This window comes from Massilia sp. MP_M2 (genome assembly GCF_039123635.1).
Taxonomy (GTDB): Bacteria; Pseudomonadota; Gammaproteobacteria; order Burkholderiales; family Burkholderiaceae_D; genus Telluria.
Window position 1 is genome coordinate 109058 of record NZ_JBCHJF010000006.1, and the last position, 16155, is coordinate 125212.

Below are 16155 nucleotides of genomic sequence, written 5' to 3' on the forward strand. Positions count from 1 at the left end.
CGCGTTGAACGGGATGGACGCCGTCCGGCTGGGGCCGTTGTACCTCCCGATCGCGGTTGCCCTGTCGCTGACGGCGGTGCTGGTCGCTACGCTGGTGGCCGAATGGTTCCGGCGCCGGCGCGGCATCGATCCGGGCGGGGTGCTGTGGCGCATGATCGTGGCCGGATTTGTGTCGGCGCGCCTCGCGTTCGTGCTGAAACACCATGCAATTTACCTGGCCGCGCCCTTGAGCGTGTTCGATATCCGCGACGGCGGCTTCGCATCGGTAGCCGGCCTGATTGCAGCTTGCGTCGTCGGGGCCGAGCTGACGCGCCGCCAGGCGGCGCTGCGGCGGCCCGTGCTGGCCTGTGTGCTGGCCGGCTGCACGGTCTGGTTTGGCGGAACGCTGTTGAACCAGGCGCTGGCGCCGGCCCATACGCCGCTACCAGACGTCATGGTGCGCCAGCTTGACGGCCGCGAAGTCGCTCTGCGCAGTTTTGCCGACCGCCCGGTAGTACTGAATCTGTGGGCCACCTGGTGCCCGCCCTGCCGGCGCGAGATGCCGGCCCTGATGGCGGCGCAGGCGAGCCACCCCGACGTTGCTTTCGTGCTGGTCAACCAGGGCGAGTCGGCCGCCACCGTGGCCGCGTATCTCGAGCGCGAGCGCCTGCCGGTGCACGCGCAGTCAGCCACGCTCGTGCTGGACCCGGGCAGACAGGTTGCCGCGCGCCTCGGGGCGGCCGGCATGCCGACCACGCTGTTCTACGACGCCACAGGCCGCCTGCGCACGCGCCACGTCGGTGAGCTCTCGCAGGCGACACTGGCCGACAAGCTGGCGTCGATCCGGCCCTGAGCCACGCCGCTGCCTGTTCTCACCGGCACGCTTGTGGTACAACATGGGCGCTACCGAGGAACCCATCATGCAACTGAATCCGATCCAGCTGTTCGACGCCGAGTCGTCCACCTTCACCTATATACTGGCCGCGCCCGGCGCCAGCGACGCGGCGATCATCGACCCGGTCGACCGCCACTTCGAACGCGACCTGGCGCACCTCGAGCGCCTTGGCCTCATCCTCACGCACGTGTTCGAAACGCACGCGCACGCCGATCACGTCACGTCCGCCGGGCGACTGCGCGCGCACACGGGCGCGAAAGCGTGCGCGCCAAGCGGCTGCGGCATCGCGCCGGCGGAAATCCAGCTGCAGGACGGTGACCGGATCAGCTTTGCCGATGGCGAAGAGATTGCGGTGATCCACACGCCGGGCCACACGGCCGGCAGCATGTGCTATCTGTGGCGCGGCAACCTGTTCAGTGGCGACACACTGCTGATCGGCGGTTGCGGGCGCACCGATTTCCAGGGCGGCAGCGCGGGCGACCTGTACGACAGCGTCACCCGCAAGCTGTTTGCGCTCGACGCCGCCACGCGGCTCTGGCCCGGCCACGATTACAAGGGCCAGTCGGTCTCGACGATCGGCTGGGAGCGCACGCACAATGCCCGCCTCGCCGGCCGTGAGCGCGCTGACTTCATCGCGCTGATGGCGGCGCTCGACCTGCCGCGCCCTGGTCTGATGGATGTCGCGGTGCCGGCCAACCGCAATCTGGGACTGGCGCACAGCGTCTGATGCGCGCGCGCGATGGTCGGGGCGAAAAAAAAGCGCGGCCGAAGCCGCGCTGACCGAACCGTCACCCGAGGGGTGACGGTTCTTTTTGCTTTCAGTAACGCCAGGTCTTCTTTTGCGCGACCGGGCGCTTCATGACCTTGGTCTGAAACTGTTTCCACAGCAGGCCCGCCAGGGCCATCATGATCATCTTGCGCATGCTTGTCTCCAGTGAGTGTCGGCGAATTGCCATCACCACCAGCATAGCGTGCCAAACGAAACCGTGGCGCGAGTTTGCCGCGCCCCGCCAATGCAGTAGAATCCCTGTCTTTATAGCAAGATCAAGAAACCGGCGATGGACGACGGGCACCACCAACTCAAGCGCGGGCTGAAGAACCGCCACATCCAGCTGATCGCCCTGGGCGGCGCGATCGGCACCGGCCTGTTCCTCGGTATCGCCTCGACCATCCAGATGGCCGGCCCATCGGTGCTGCTCGGGTATGCCATCGCGGGTGCGGTCGCCTTTCTGATCATGCGCCAGCTGGGCGAGATGATCGTCGACGAACCGGTGGCCGGCTCATTCAGCCACTTCGCCGACAAGTATTGCGGGCGCTGGGCGGGTTTCGTTTCGGGCTGGAATTATTGGGTCATGTACATCCTGGTCAGCCTGGCCGAACTGACGGCGCTGGGGATCTATATGCAGTACTGGTTCCCGGAACTGCCAACCTGGGTCTCGGCGCTGGGCTTCTTCGTGCTCGTCAACCTGCTCAGCCTGATGAACGTGAAGGCCTTCGGCGAGCTCGAATTCTGGTTCGCCGTCATCAAGGTGACAGCCGTGGTCGGCATGATCGTGTTCGGCCTGTACCTGTTGATCGGCGGTGGCGCCGGCCCCGAAGCGGGCGTGTCCAATCTGTGGCGCCATGGCGGGTTCTTCCCCAATGGCGTCGCCGGTCTGGCCATGGCCATGGCGGTGATCATGTTTTCGTTCGGCGGGCTGGAACTGATCGGCATCACCGCCGCCGAAGCGGACGACCCGTCGCGCACGATCCCGCGCGCAACCAATAACGCGCTGTACCGCATCCTGATCTTCTACATCGGCGCGCTGGCCGTGCTGTTGATGCTGTTCCCGTGGCAGAAGGTCGTCACCGGCGGCAGCCCGTTCGTGCTGATCTTCGCTGCGCTCGACAATGGCTGGGTCGCCAACGTCCTGAACCTCGTCGTGCTGACGGCCGCGCTGTCGGTCTACAACGGCTGCGTCTACGCCAACAGCCGCATGCTGTTCGGCCTGGCCGCGCAAGGCAACGCGCCGCGTGCGCTGATGCGCACCAATGCACGCGGCGTGCCGCTCAATGCGCTGGCCGTGTCGGCCGTGGCCACCGGCTCGGCAATCCTGATCAATTACTTCCTGCCGGACGAAGCGCTCGGCATGGTCATGAGCCTGGCCGTTGCCGCGCTCGTCATCAACTGGGCGATGATTTCGTGGAGCCACCTGCGCTTCAGGCGCAGCAAGGACAACGCGGGCCAGGCCACATTGTTCCGCAGCCCCTGGTTCCCGCTGTCGAATTACGTGTGCCTGGCGTTCGTCGCCATCCTGCTCGTGATCATGGCGATCACGCCGGGGCTGCGCATCTCGGTGATCCTGATCCCGATCTGGCTGGCGCTGCTGGGCCTGGGCTTCTGGCTGCGCGAGCGGCGCGCCAGCGTCACGCCGGCGCCCGGTCCTCGATAAGCACCAGCAGGTCGGTCACGCCCAGGTCGGCGCCGGCCTGCGTCAGCAACGTACTGGCCTGGCCGCGGTGATGCGTCTGGTGATTGAAGAAATGCAGCAGCAAGCTGCCGAACGGCTTGCAGAACAGGGCACCGCGCGTGTTGCGGTAGGCCAGCACGTGATCCAGATCGGCTGGCGTCACTTCGGCCGCGAGCGCCGTGATGATCGCGTCGATCCGCTCGCGCTGCACGCGCAGTAGCGGCAGCTTGTCCCCGTACGACTGGCGCAAGTCGCTCGGGATTGGCACGCCGCGCAGCGTCTCGAGCGCCCGAAACGCCGTGCCATGGCAGGCAAAGCGCGCTAGCCAGATCGAGTCGGCCGCCACCACGTGGTTCAGCGTTCCCAGCAACGAGCCAAAGAAAGCCCCGCGGTCAGTGGCGAGCGCCTCGTGCGACAGCGTCGCAGCGGCCTCGTAGACACTGCGGTTCATGGTCGCGCTGTAGCGTGCCAGCAAAATGATGTCGTCGCAGGTCGGCATGATGCCTCCGCTCATGGGGGAAGCTCGATTCTCTCACCAGCGCGTCTTTCCTCCAAAAACTAAATTGCTGCATCGCGTTGCACACGCCGCGGGGTCGCAAACGCAGCATGACCCTGCGCAAACAACACCGTTCGTGCGCGCACGCCGGCCCCATATGGTGCATAGCAATATGAAAATACTTTGCCGCAGTTGACGTAAACGTCAATCAGCACGCTATGATCTTCATGCTGCACACCACCTCACAAGGGAAGCACATATGAGCCAGAGCAATCCTCTGTCGCTGCACGTACCGGAGCCTACCGGCCGTCCGGGCTGCAAGACCGATTTTACGTACCTTCAGTTGACCCCGGCCGGCGCTGTCCGGCGCCCGCCTATCGACGTGGCCCCGCTCGAGACGAGCGACATGGCCCAGCAACTCATCCGCGTGCTCGACGAGCATGGCAACGCCGTCGGCCCATGGGCCGAAGCGCCCGACCGCGAGCTGCTGCGCTTTGGCCTGCGCACGATGATGAAGACCCGGATTTTTGACGCGCGCATGGTCATCGCCCAGCGCCAGAAGAAAATGTCGTTCTACATGATCAGCCTCGGCGAAGAAGCGATCGGCACCGCCCACGCGCTCGCGCTGCAGGACGGCGACATGAATTTCCCGACCTACCGCCAGCAAAGCCTGTTGATGGCGCGTGAAGTGCCGCTGGTCGACATGATCTGCCAGTTGCTGTCGAACGAGCGCGATCCCCTCAAGGGTCGCCAGTTGCCGGTGATGTACTCGGTGCGCAGCGCCGGGTTCTTCACGATCTCGGGCAACCTCGCCACCCAGTACCCGCAAGCGGTCGGCTGGGCCATGGCCTCGGCCATCAAGGGTGACACCAAGATCGCGTCGGCCTGGATCGGCGACGGTGCCACCGCCGAATCCGACTTCTCCACCGCCCTCACCTTTGCGCACGTGTACCGCGCGCCGGTCATCCTCAACGTGGTCAACAACCAGTGGGCGATTTCGAGCTTCCAGGCGATTGCCGGCGGCGAGAGCGTCACCTTCGCCACGCGCGGCGTGGGCAGCGGCATCGCTTCACTGCGCGTGGATGGCAATGACTTTCTCGCCGTGCTGGCCGCCTCGCGCTGGGCCGCCGAACGTGCGCGCAGCAATCTGGGCCCGACGCTGATCGAATGGGTCACTTACCGCGCCGGCCCGCACTCGACCTCGGACGATCCGGCGCGCTATCGCCCGGCAGACGATTACGCCCGCTTCCCGCTGGGCGACCCGATCGCCCGCCTGCGCCAGTACCTGACCAACCTGGGCTGGTGGTCGGACGAAGAGCACGACGCGACGCACACGGCGCTCGAAGCCGAGATCCTGGCCGCGCAAAAAGAAGCAGAGAGTTTCGGCATCCTGGGCGACGAGCGCGCACCGAGCGCCGCGACGATGTTCGAGGACGTTTATAAAGACATGCCGGAGCACCTGCGCCGTCAGCGTCAACAGCTGGGAGTATGACGATGGCACGCGACGATTTACCGAAAGACGCGGCCACCGTGCCGATGACCATGATCCAGGCGCTGCGCTCGGCCATGGACGTGATGATGGAACGCGACGACAACGTCGTCGTCTACGGCCAGGACGTCGGCTACTTTGGCGGCGTGTTCCGTGTTACTGACGGCTTGCAGGCGAAGTACGGCAAATCGCGCGCGTTCGACGCGCCGATTTCCGAGGGCGGCATCGTCGGCACCGCGGTCGGCATGGCCGCCTACGGCCTGCGCCCCGTGGTCGAGATCCAGTTTGCCGATTATTTCTATCCGGCCACCGACCAGATCGTGTCGGAAGCGGCGCGCCTGCGCTACCGCTCGGCCGGCGAATTCACGGCCTCGATGGTGATCCGCATGCCTTGCGGCGGCGGTATCTATGGCGGCCAGACCCACAGCCAGAGCCCGGAAGCCTTCTTCACCCACGTGTGCGGCCTGCGCACCGTGATGCCGTCGAACCCGTACGACGCCAAGGGCCTGCTCATCGCGTCGATCGAGAACGACGATCCGGTGATCTTCCTGGAACCCAAGCGCCTGTACAACGGCCCGTTCGACGGCCACCATGACCGGCCCGTCGTGCCGTGGTCGGGCCACCCGAAAGGCGACGTCCCGACCGGCTACTACACGGTGGAACTGGACAAGGCGGCCATCGTCCGCCCTGGCAATGACGTCACCGTCATAGCCTACGGCACGATGGTCTGGGTGGCTGAAGCAGCCGCCCGTGAATCGGGCGTCGATGCCGAAGTGATCGACCTGCGCAGCATCTGGCCGCTCGACCTGGACACGCTCGTCAAGTCGGTGCAAAAGACGGGCCGCTGCGTCATCGTGCACGAGGCCACGCAGACCAGCGGCTTCGGCGCCGAACTGGCCGCGCTCATTCAAGAACACTGTTTCTACCAGCTGGAAGCGCCGATCGCGCGCGTGGCAGGCTGGGACACCCCGTATCCGCATGCGCAGGAGTGGGCTTATTTTCCGGGGCCCGACCGTGTCGGCGCGGCCCTGAAACGCGTGATGGAGGGTTGATCATGGGGATTCATGTCATCAAGATGCCGGACCTGGGCGAAGGCATCGCTGAAGTGGAAGTCGTGGCCTGGCACGTGCAGCCGGGCGACACGGTACGCGAAGACCAGGTGCTGGCCGACGTCATGACCGACAAGGCGACGGTGGAAATTCCATCGCCCGTCGCCGGCACGATCACGAGCCTGGGCGGCGCGATCGGGCAATCGCTGGCCGTCGGCGCGGAACTGATCCGCCTCGAAGTCGCCGGCGCCGGCAACGTCAGCGCCGACAAGGCGCGCCGCGAACCCGTGCAATCGGGCGCTGCGACTGCCCCGGCCGAAGAAGTGGCCGAACCGCAGCTCGAGGCCGTGGCGGCGCATGCGTCGGCAACCGCAGCGCCAGCGCAGGCCCCTGCTGCTGCGCCGGCAGCAGTACCAACGAAGCCGGCACAGGCGAAAGCCGCGCCGGCTCGGGCCGCGTCCGGCGCGCTACTCCGCGCCGACGGCGAAAAACCGCTGGCCCCGCCGGCCGTGCGCCAGCGCGCCTGGGATCTGGGCGTCGAGCTGCAATTCGTGCCCGGCAGCGGGCCCGCGGGCCGCATCACGCACGCCGATCTGGATGCCCACGTGGCCGGGCGCCGCGGCGGCGCGGCGGGTGGCGCGATGGACGAACGCTATTCTGAGCAGCATGGCGAACAAGCCACGCAGATCATTGGCCTGCGCCGCAAGATCGCCGAGAAGATGCAGGAAGCCAAGCGCAACATTCCGCACTTCACCTACGTCGAAGAAGTCGACGTGACCGAACTCGAAGCACTGCGCCTGCAACTCAATGCGCGCTATGGGCAGGAACGCGGCAAGCTCACGCTGCTGCCGCTGTTGATGCGCGCCGTGGTGCTGGCGCTGCGCAGCTACCCGATGATGAGCGCGCGCTACGACGACGAGGCCAATACGCTGACGACCTACGACGCGGCCCACATCGGCATCGCGGCGCAGACCGAATCGGGCCTGATGGTGCCGGTCGTGCGGCACGCCGAATCGCGTGACCCGTGGTCGAGCGCCGCCGAAATCGCGCGCCTGGCCGAAGCCGCCCGCAGCGGCAAGGCCACGCGCGACGAGCTCACCGGCTCGACGATCACGATCACGAGCCTGGGCGCGTTGGGCGGCATCGTCACCACGCCGGTCATCAACCGGCCCGAGGTCGCCATCGTGGGCGTGAACCGCATTGTCGACCGCCCCGTCATCCGTGACGGCGCGATGGTGGCGCGCAAGATGATGAACCTGTCATCCTCGTTCGACCACCGCGTCATCGACGGCATGGTGGCCGCCCAGTTCGTGCAGTCGATCCGGGGTTACCTCGAATTTCCTGCCACCCTGTTCGTGGAGTAAGCGATGGAGACAATCAATACGACACTCTTGATCATCGGTGGCGGTCCGGCCGGCTACGTGGCGGGCATCCGTGCCGGTCAGCTCGGCATCCCCACCGTCCTCGTCGAAGGCGCGCAGCCGGGCGGTACCTGCCTGAACATCGGCTGCATTCCATCGAAGGCGCTGATACACGCGGCCGACGAGTACGCCAAGACCGTGCACTATGCGGCGCAAACCTCGCCGCTCGGAATCAGGGTCGACGCGCCCAGCATCGACCTTGAAAAGACGGTGGCCTGGAAGGACGGCATCGTCAAGCGCCTGACCGGGGGCGTCGGCGCGCTGCTGAAGAAACAGGGCGTGCGGGTCGTGCGCGGCTGGGCGCGTGTTCTCGACGGCAAGACGGTCGAGGTGCAGCCGCACGAAGGCAGCGGCCAAGAGCCGGTGCGCATCCGCTGCGAGCACCTGCTGCTGGCCAGCGGTTCGCACGCGGTCGAACTGCCGTTCATGCCGTTTGGCGGACCGGTCATTTCGTCGACCGAAGCGCTGTCATTGAGCGACGTCCCGCGCCGCATGGTGGTGGTCGGCGCCGGCTACATCGGCCTTGAGCTGGGCACCGCATTTCGCAAGCTGGGCAGCCAGGTCACCGTCGTCGAGGCGGCCGAGCGTATCTTGCCAGCTTACGATGCGGACCTGGTCAAGCCGGTTGCCAGTTCACTTGAACGCCTCGGTGTCGAGGTGCGCCTGGCGACGTCGGTGCTGGGCATGGAGGGCGAGCGCGTCAAGGTGCGCGACGCGTCCGGCGTGGAAGCCTACCTGGAAGCCGATCGCGTGCTGGTGGCCGTGGGCCGCAAGCCGGCAACCACCGGCTGGGGCCTCGAGCACCTGATGCTTGACATGAACGGGCGCGCGGTCAAGGTCGACGAGCAATGCCGCACGTCGATGCGCAATGTCTGGGCCATTGGCGACCTGACGGGCGAACCGATGCTGGCGCACCGCGCCATGGCGCAGGGCGAGATGGTGGCCGAGATCATTGCCGGCAAGCGGCGCTGGTTCCATCCGGCCGCCATTCCGGCCGTGTGCTACACCGATCCCGAAATCGTGGTGGCCGGCATGTCCCCTGGCGAGGCCGCGGCGGCTGGTATCGACGCCATCAGCGCGAGCTTCCCGTTCAGCGCCAACGGCCGGGCAATGACGATCGAGAGTACCGACGGTTTTGTCCGCGTGGTCGCGCGCAAGGACAATCACCTGATCCTGGGCTGGCAGGCGGTGGGCGTCGGCGTGGCCGAGCTGGCGGCGGGCTTCACGCAGTCGATCGAGCTGGGCGCGCAGCTGGAAGACGTGGCGCGCACGATCCACGCACACCCTACCCTCGGTGAAGCGGTGCAGGAAGCAGCGCTGCGCGCGCTGGGCCACGCACTGCATATCTGACGCCGGCGCCGTCCCGTGCAGGGACGGCCGTGGGTTGATCTTGCGCGCTGTCGAGGGCGCCGCGCTGGGTGCCAACCGTCGGGACCGTTCGTGCGCCCGTCGTACGACGCTGGTTCAATCCGCGCTGCGCGGCGCAACACGGCGCGGATTGGCCAGCACGGTGCCAAGGCGCAGCGCGGTGGACACGGCCCGGTCGATGGGTGGCTCGTAGCCGCAAGCGATCCAGCGCATGGCTATATGAATCACACCACCGATTACCCCTGCCTGTAGTAACTCATCGTCCAGCGCTTCCGGCGCCAGAAGGCGTGCCACTGACTTGCCGATTTGACGTAGAGAATCGTCGAACGTACGATCGACGGCGACGCTGACGCCACGTATCTCCAACAGGAAGACGCGGGCCGAACGCGGCTCGCTCTGCAGTATAGAGAAATAAGCGTAGAGCATGGCTCGTGAGCGCGCGGCCTTGCCCCCGCGCGCAGTTTCGCCGGCGAGCAGGATTTTTTTCAACACCGAATCCGTGACGAAATTGTAGCAATCGATCAGAAGAATTTCGCTGTTCGCGAACGATTCGTAGAAGTAGCGCTCGGTGAGACCTGCAGTGTCGCAAACAGCCTTGACGGTCGCACTGTGATACCCCCGCTCGCCATACACGCTGATTGCACCGGCAATGAGTCGGCTGCGCCGCTCGGCGCGGCGCTGTTCCGGTGTCTGTCCGCGATATGAGCGGGTGTTTGAAAACTCTTGAGTCATTGCAATATTCTGACACATTATCACTAATAATGATGACAATCAGTCATGTCAGGACGGGGCGGAATCACGTTCGTGTCGTGCCGGCTGCTGACCAGCGTGTAAGACACGGTCTGCGTCAACGTTTTAACCGCTGTAACACTTGTTCTGAGCAGTCTTTAGAGTAGGTCGGGCCGAGCGCTGCTGCAACAATCGAATTCACATCAACACTGGATTAGCTGGCAGCTTGCCATGCGTCGCGCGCTGAGAACCTTATCGGGAAGGCAATCAATGCATTACCATTTTCGTCCACCCCGGCCGCGTCAGCGAGTAGGCGCAGAAGCATTTGATGAGGTCAAGGGCCGGTGTGGAAACCGGTACACGCAATGCGCCAGATGGCGCACCGCGCCGCATACGTGCTTATTTGTTACCGTTGCCGGTCCCCGCTGCCGACTGGCTGCCTTGCGTGCCATTGGCGTCGGTCTTGCCCTGGAAACCTTCATCACCCTGCTCTTCGCTCGAGCCACCTGCAAGCAGATCGTCGGTGCGCCCAGCCTGGGAGCCTGTTTCGGGCACAGTACCAACCGGAGGCGCCGCCTGTTTGCTGCCGCTACCGGCGACATCGCCGGTTGAGCCGGCACCCATCGTCGCAACACTGGTGGTACCGGTGGTGAGTTGATCCCACTTGCGGCCCTGAATATCCTGATCCTTGTTGTCGTTGCTGATTGGCATAGTGAGCTCCTCGTATTGTGTGTCGGATCATCTTAGGCCGATTTCATGCCGCCGCAATAGGCGCGCGTCCTCGCGCTGTGTAGGACTGGGAACACACGGTAGTCAGCATCGGTCAATACTCACAATCGGTAGCACTACTGAGTTGTAATTTTGCCGACATGCAACATTTAGGCAGGATGCGTGGTTATACTTACAGGGAACCGCGCCATCAGGCGCAGCCCATGTCTGGATGAGTCTCCGGGCGAAGTTAGCGTTCTGCCATTCGCAGCCTGGCCATCAAGCGCTGCACTGTATGACTCCTAGGACATTCTCAATGAAAAATCTCAAGTTAGGCGCCCGCCTCGGGCTGGGTTTCGCGATCGTACTCGCGCTGCTCATCGCCATCAGCGCAACCTCGTACACGCGCATGGAAAAGGCCAGTAGCCTGACCGATCGCCTGGTCCACACCAGCATGAAAAACCAGCGCAACATCGCCGAATGGCGTCGCAATATCGAAGTCAACTCGGCCATCAACGAGACCGTGTACCACGCTCCGGATGCGTCGATCCTCGACGTGGTGGCCGCGCGGCGCGCCGCCATCACGGCGCGCTCGACCGAGCTGCAGAAAGAAATCGATGCGTCGCTCGCCAATCCAGCCGTGCGCGCGCAACTCGAATTCGTCAAGCAGGAACGGGTAGCCTATATCGCGGCGCGCGACGCGTTGTTCGCCGCCAAGCGCGCGGGCGACCAGGCGCAGCTCGATGATATCTACCGCAGCCAGATGGTGCCGCGCACGACGTCTTACCTGGCCGTGGTCCAGAAGTTCGCCGACATGCAGAGCACCGCGACGAGCGGTGTCGCGACCACGATTATCGACGCGTATGCCACTACCAAGGTCATCCTGCTCGCGCTGGCTGGCGTTGCACTGCTGCTGGGCATCGCCTGCGCCTGGTTCATCACCCGCTCGATCACGCTACCGCTGCGCACCGCAGTCGAGGTGGCCGAACGCGTCGCTGGCGGCGACCTGACCAGCCGCTTCGAGACCGGCCGACGCGACGAAGTCGGCCAGTTGATGGATGCGCTGGGCCGCATGAACACGAACCTGGCGGGCATCGTCGGGCAAGTGCGCGACGGCACGGCGACGATCGCGCAGGTGTCGGGCGAGATTGCCAGCGGCAACCAGGACTTGTCGGCCCGTACCGAGCAGCAAGCGAGCTCGCTCGAAGAAACCGCTGCCTCGATGGAAGAACTGACCTCGACCGTTCGGCAGAACACCGAGCACGCCCACCGCGCCAACAGTCTGGCGGCCACCGCCGCCAGCGTGGCCGGCGAAGGCGGCCGCATGGTCGCCGACGTGGTCGGCACGATGGGCCGCATCGACGCCTCGTCGCAACGCATCGTCGACATCATCGGCGTGATCGACGGCATCGCCTTCCAGACCAATATCCTGGCGCTCAATGCCGCGGTTGAGGCGGCCCGTGCCGGCGAGCAGGGTCGTGGCTTTGCCGTCGTTGCCGGCGAGGTGCGCACGCTGGCGCACCGCTCGGCAGCAGCAGCCAAGGAAATCAAGGGCCTGATCGATCATTCCGTTGCCCAGGTACGCGAAGGTACACGCCAGGTCGATCTGGCTGGTACGAACATGGAGCAGATCGTCCACAGCATCGGCCAGGTCACGGTGATCATGAACGAGATCACCGCCGCCAGCGAAGAGCAGACGGCCGGCATCGAGCAGGTCAACACTGCCATCGTCGAGATGGACCGCGTCACGCAGCAGAACGCTGCACTGGTCGAAGAAGCGGCAGCGGCGGCCGACGCGATGCGCGAACAGGCCGGCCAGCTCGAATCCGTGGTTGCCACATTCCGCCTCGATGCGAGCGCCACACGTGGCACGCGCCTGGCGCAGCCGGCATCCCGCATCGCCTTGGCAGGCTGAGCCGCTGCTAGAATGCCCGGCTGACAAGGTTACAAGACAAGATCAAATGGGTATCGGTGTGCTGTGCGGCCTGCTGGCTGGTGCCATGTGGGGCATCGTGTTCATTGCGCCGGCCTATCTGGCCGCGTTCACGCCGTTGCAACTGGCAGTCGGCCGCTACCTGGCCTATGGCGTCATTGCCCTCGTTCTCGTGGGCCCGCGCCTGCGCGCCCTGACCACGCGCCTGCGCCGGGCCGACCTGTACGCACTGACGCGCCATGCGCTGGCCGGCAACCTGGTGTATTACGTGCTGCTGGCGTATGGCGTGCAATACGCGGGCGTCGCGCCGACCTCACTGATCGTCGGCATGGTGCCACTGGTCGTCACACTCCTCGGTCGCCATGATCGGGGCGCCGTGCCGCTGCGGCGCATGCTGGCCCCGCTGCTGCTGGTTGCGGCCGGCATTGCCTGCATCAACCTCGACACGTTGACGCATGCACCGGTCGATGTCTCCGGCATCGCCATCGCCGGTGGCATGTTGTGCGCTGCCGGCGCCTTGCTGTGCTGGAGCTGGTATGCGCTCGACAATGCCCGCTACCTGAAGAACAACCCCCATCTGGGCAGCGGTGAATGGTCGGCGCTGTACGGCCTGGCCACGGGCGTGCTGTCTCTCGTGCTCGCGCCGCTCGCGTTCGGCAATGCCAGCGCTCCTGAGACCGGCGCCCGCGACTGGACCCTGTTCTGGGCCTGCAATGCCTTGCTGGCGCTGGGCGCGTCGGTCATCGGCAACCATTTCTGGAACGTGGCGAGCCGCCGCGTGCCGGTCACGCTGACGGGCCAGCTGATCCTGTTCGAGACGCTGTTCGCGCTGCTGTACGGGTGCCTCTACCGCGGCGCCGCGCCGCGCCCGCTCGAACTGGCAGCAGTCGCGCTGATGATCGTCGGTGTGGCCTGGTCCATCAGGCTGCACGGCGACTTCAAGGATGACGAGCTGACCAGCCCCCGCCAGGACCTTGATTGACAACTTGATCAGGCACGTAGACGCACCGTTGCGTGCCAGTGTCATTTTTGTTCAATTAACTTCCCGGGTCTTTTTCACGTCGTCATGTGCTGCTAGACTCCCGAGCGAGGAATTGCCTAGCGCAACTAAATTTACTAAAAACAACAACACTGGACATGCATTGCCCATCACGGCGACGCATCGGTCCCACGGGGAGTCGCACAAATGACAGCAACACCAGTCCGACCGGCGCGCACGCTGCTGGCCGCGGCCGTATCAGGTATGGTCTGCAGTATCGCCACCGCGCACACCGTGCCCGCACAGGAAAACGGCCTGGCCGTGCCGGAAGTCATCGTCACCGCCGAGCGCAGCGAGTCCCTGGCATCGCGCAGCCCGCTCGCGATCAGCGTCCTGTCTGGCGAACAACTGCGCGACCTTGGCGCCGACAGTCCCGGCACCATCGGCCCGCGCCTGCCGAATGTCTACATCGACCAGGCCTTTTCGGGCCTGCGCCTGACGATCCGGGGCATCAGCAACAGCGACAGCACCGACAAGGGCGACCCATCGGCCGCCTTCATGCTCGACGGCGTATATATCGCCCGGCCCGCCGGCCAGAGCGGCAACTTTCTCGACGTCGAGCGCATCGAAGTGCTGCGTGGCCCGCAGGGCACGCTGTACGGCCGCAACACGACCGCCGGCCTGGTCAACGTGATCTCGAACCTGCCGAGCGAGCGCTTCGAGGGCGCGGTCGGATTCGAAGCGGGCACCTACAGCCGGCGCAAGGTCGATGGCGTCATCAATGTGCCGGTCAACGCCCTGCTGTCGCTGCGCGCCGCCCTGAGCAAGTTGACGCATGACCCGTACCTGAACAACGGCCAGGGGACGCAGCTGCGGCCCGGCATGGACGGGGACGACCGTGACGCGCGCCTGAGCGCGAAGCTGGCCATCGGCCGCGACGCCACGCTGGTGCTGCGCTACGATTATGGCCAGGCCGAAGGCAATAACGATCGCTTCGTGCCGGACACAAACTTTTACACCGGCGTGGCCAGTGGCAAGCCGGTGTATCGCGACAGCACGACCGACGAACGCCTGACCAACAGCTTCCGCCCGCCGAACATGACGCCGGTGCAGGGCTGGCAAGACCGCGTGGCCCAGGGTTGGTCCGCCGACCTGCGCTGGAACCTTGGTCCTGCCACGCTGTATTACCTGGGCGCGCGTCGCAAGCTGGACCAGGAAATCCGCCAGAACTACTACTACCGCGTGGCCCCGCGGCTCGCCCTTGGCGTGATCAACGACTACGATGGCCACAACACGCAGGATTCGCACGAGCTGCGCCTGGCCACCAATGGCGCCGGCAGGCTCAGCGCCCAGGGCGGCTTGTACTACTTCAGCGAAACGTCCGACACGTCGTATGCGTTCCAGGGCCTGCAACCGGTCGGCCTGCCGCGGTATTACGCGTTTCCGCTGGTGACCGAAGCGCGCAGCCGCGCCGTGTTCGGCCAGCTGACCTGGCGCGTGGCCGACGGCCTGCGCCTGACTGCCGGCGCTCGCCGCACCGAGGACGACAAGGACCGGGTCGGCTCGACCGATTTCCAGCAAGGCCCCGTGTTCAACGCTGCCACCGACCGGCGCCTGCTCAATGCGGCGCAATTGCACACCGCGCGCACGACCTGGCGCCTGGGCGCCGACGTTGACCTCCTGCCCACGACGCTGCTGTATGGCAGCCTGTCCACCGGCTACAAGGCGGGCGGTTTCAACGACGGCTGCATCGCCGGTAGCACCGCACTGGGCATCGCGTGCCCGGCGGCGGCGGCGGTCCCGGCCAGCGCGCTGTACTACCAGCCGGAAGAGTTGCGCGCCTACGAAGCTGGCCTCAAGTCGCGTCTGTGGGGCGGACGTGTCACCGTCAACGCCGCCGCCTTCGTGTATGACTACACGAATCTGCAACTGAGCGGCACCGCCATCGTCTCGGGCGCACCGCGCATCCTGACCGGCAACGCCGGCGTCGCCCGCTCGCGCGGCCTGGAACTCGACGGCGAGATCCGCATCGGCAGCAACGGGCGCCTCAGCTACGGCGCGAGCGCGCTCGACGCGCACTACGTGTCGTACAACCCGACCCCGGCCGTCTCGTGGGCCGGCCGCAAGCTCGATCGCGCGCCGAGCCATGTCTACACGCTCGGCTACGAACATCGCTTCGGCCTGTTCGGCGGCCAGCTGCATGCGGGCGTGTTCTCGCGCCGCAGCGCCGACTACGTGATCACGATCCCGAGCCAGCTGCTCGAGTACCGGATCCCGGCGCACACGAGCACCGACGCCACGCTGCGCTATGCCCCGACCGGCAGCGCCTGGAGCCTGCTGGCGCGCGTGCGCAACCTCGAAAATTCGGTGCGTCCGGCCCTCATCGACAGCTTTGGCATGACCACGCCGACAGCGCCGCGCACGGCCGATCTGCGCCTCGATCTGCGCTTTTGATTCGCGAGCGCTGCGCATTGACGTAACGTGGACGTGCACCACACTGCCACCGCCTGGCGTACGAACTGGAAGGCATCTTGGTGGATGCCTTGTCTGAAAGCGCGCCTGACCGGGCGCACAGCGTCGGCCTGGTCAGCCGTGCGCCCTCGAATCGGGGTCACCGTCGGGACACCGGTCGTGCAACAGTTGCACACCCGCGAATCGC

Annotated in this window: 13 protein-coding genes; 10 read left to right on the plus strand and 3 right to left on the minus strand. The window is 65.6% G+C overall.

Features of this window, described 5'->3' with window-relative positions; genetic code table 11:
* Positions 1–13: 13 nt before the first annotated feature.
* The 3 genes from RCH14_RS14475 to RCH14_RS14485 all read left to right on the plus strand — a co-directional run bounded on the left by RCH14_RS14475 (position 14) and on the right by RCH14_RS14485 (position 3306).
* Positions 14–832 carry a TlpA disulfide reductase family protein gene (locus RCH14_RS14475; protein ID WP_343026798.1) on the plus strand — a complete coding sequence of 273 codons (819 nt, stop codon included), beginning with the start codon at positions 14–16 and terminating at the stop codon, positions 830–832.
* Between the two features lie 67 nt (positions 833–899).
* Entirely contained in the window at positions 900–1601 is a 702-nt protein-coding gene (locus tag RCH14_RS14480; protein WP_343026799.1) for an MBL fold metallo-hydrolase, read from the plus strand.
* Between the two features lie 331 nt (positions 1602–1932).
* Positions 1933–3306 carry an amino acid permease gene (locus RCH14_RS14485; protein WP_343026800.1) on the plus strand — a complete coding sequence of 458 codons (1374 nt, stop codon included), beginning with the start codon at positions 1933–1935 and terminating at the stop codon, positions 3304–3306.
* On the opposite strand, the gene RCH14_RS14490 is transcribed toward RCH14_RS14485, so the two are convergent.
* On the minus strand, positions 3281–3838 hold the full coding sequence (locus tag RCH14_RS14490; protein ID WP_343026801.1) for a DinB family protein: 558 nt from the start codon (positions 3836–3838) through the stop codon (positions 3281–3283). The two genes, RCH14_RS14485 and RCH14_RS14490, sit on opposite strands and share 26 nt — an antisense overlap.
* Before the next feature lie 241 nt (positions 3839–4079).
* Here RCH14_RS14490 and RCH14_RS14495 point away from each other — a divergent pair, with 241 nt between their 5' ends.
* From RCH14_RS14495 to lpdA, 4 genes are read left to right on the plus strand one after another with little or no spacing between them, the layout of a single operon-like run.
* A complete protein-coding gene (locus RCH14_RS14495) occupies positions 4080–5312 on the plus strand; it encodes a 3-methyl-2-oxobutanoate dehydrogenase (2-methylpropanoyl-transferring) subunit alpha (RefSeq protein ID WP_183552559.1) in 1233 nt (410 codons plus the stop codon).
* A gap of 2 nt (positions 5313–5314) precedes the next feature.
* Entirely contained in the window at positions 5315–6361 is a 1047-nt protein-coding gene (locus RCH14_RS14500; RefSeq protein ID WP_343026802.1) for an alpha-ketoacid dehydrogenase subunit beta, read from the plus strand.
* Between the two features lie 2 nt (positions 6362–6363).
* Positions 6364–7722 (plus strand): dihydrolipoamide acetyltransferase family protein, encoded by a 1359-nt coding sequence (locus RCH14_RS14505; RefSeq protein WP_343026803.1) that lies wholly within the window; start codon positions 6364–6366, stop codon positions 7720–7722.
* Between the two features lie 3 nt (positions 7723–7725).
* On the plus strand, positions 7726–9129 hold the full coding sequence (gene lpdA / locus RCH14_RS14510) for a dihydrolipoyl dehydrogenase (RefSeq protein ID WP_343026804.1): 1404 nt from the start codon (positions 7726–7728) through the stop codon (positions 9127–9129).
* A 114-nt stretch (positions 9130–9243) separates the two neighbouring features.
* Here the strand turns inward: lpdA and RCH14_RS14515 are convergent, their stop codons facing one another.
* A complete protein-coding gene (locus RCH14_RS14515) occupies positions 9244–9879 on the minus strand; it encodes a TetR/AcrR family transcriptional regulator (protein ID WP_343026805.1) in 636 nt (211 codons plus the stop codon).
* A gap of 396 nt (positions 9880–10275) precedes the next feature.
* Complete coding sequence (locus tag RCH14_RS14520) at positions 10276–10587, minus strand: hypothetical protein (RefSeq protein ID WP_343026806.1); 312 nt, start codon at positions 10585–10587, stop codon at positions 10276–10278.
* Positions 10588–10900: 313 nt separating this feature from the next.
* On the opposite strand from RCH14_RS14520, the gene RCH14_RS14525 reads away from it, so the two are divergent.
* The 3 genes from RCH14_RS14525 (at position 10901) to RCH14_RS14535 (ending at position 15950) form a co-directional block, all read left to right on the plus strand.
* Complete coding sequence (locus tag RCH14_RS14525) at positions 10901–12499, plus strand: methyl-accepting chemotaxis protein (protein WP_343026807.1); 1599 nt, start codon at positions 10901–10903, stop codon at positions 12497–12499.
* A 46-nt stretch (positions 12500–12545) separates the two neighbouring features.
* A complete protein-coding gene (locus RCH14_RS14530) occupies positions 12546–13499 on the plus strand; it encodes a DMT family transporter (protein ID WP_343026808.1) in 954 nt (317 codons plus the stop codon).
* Between the two features lie 204 nt (positions 13500–13703).
* Positions 13704–15950, plus strand: a complete 2247-nt coding sequence (locus RCH14_RS14535; RefSeq protein ID WP_343026809.1) for a TonB-dependent receptor — start codon at positions 13704–13706, stop codon at positions 15948–15950.
* The last annotated feature ends 205 nt before the right edge of the window (positions 15951–16155 follow it).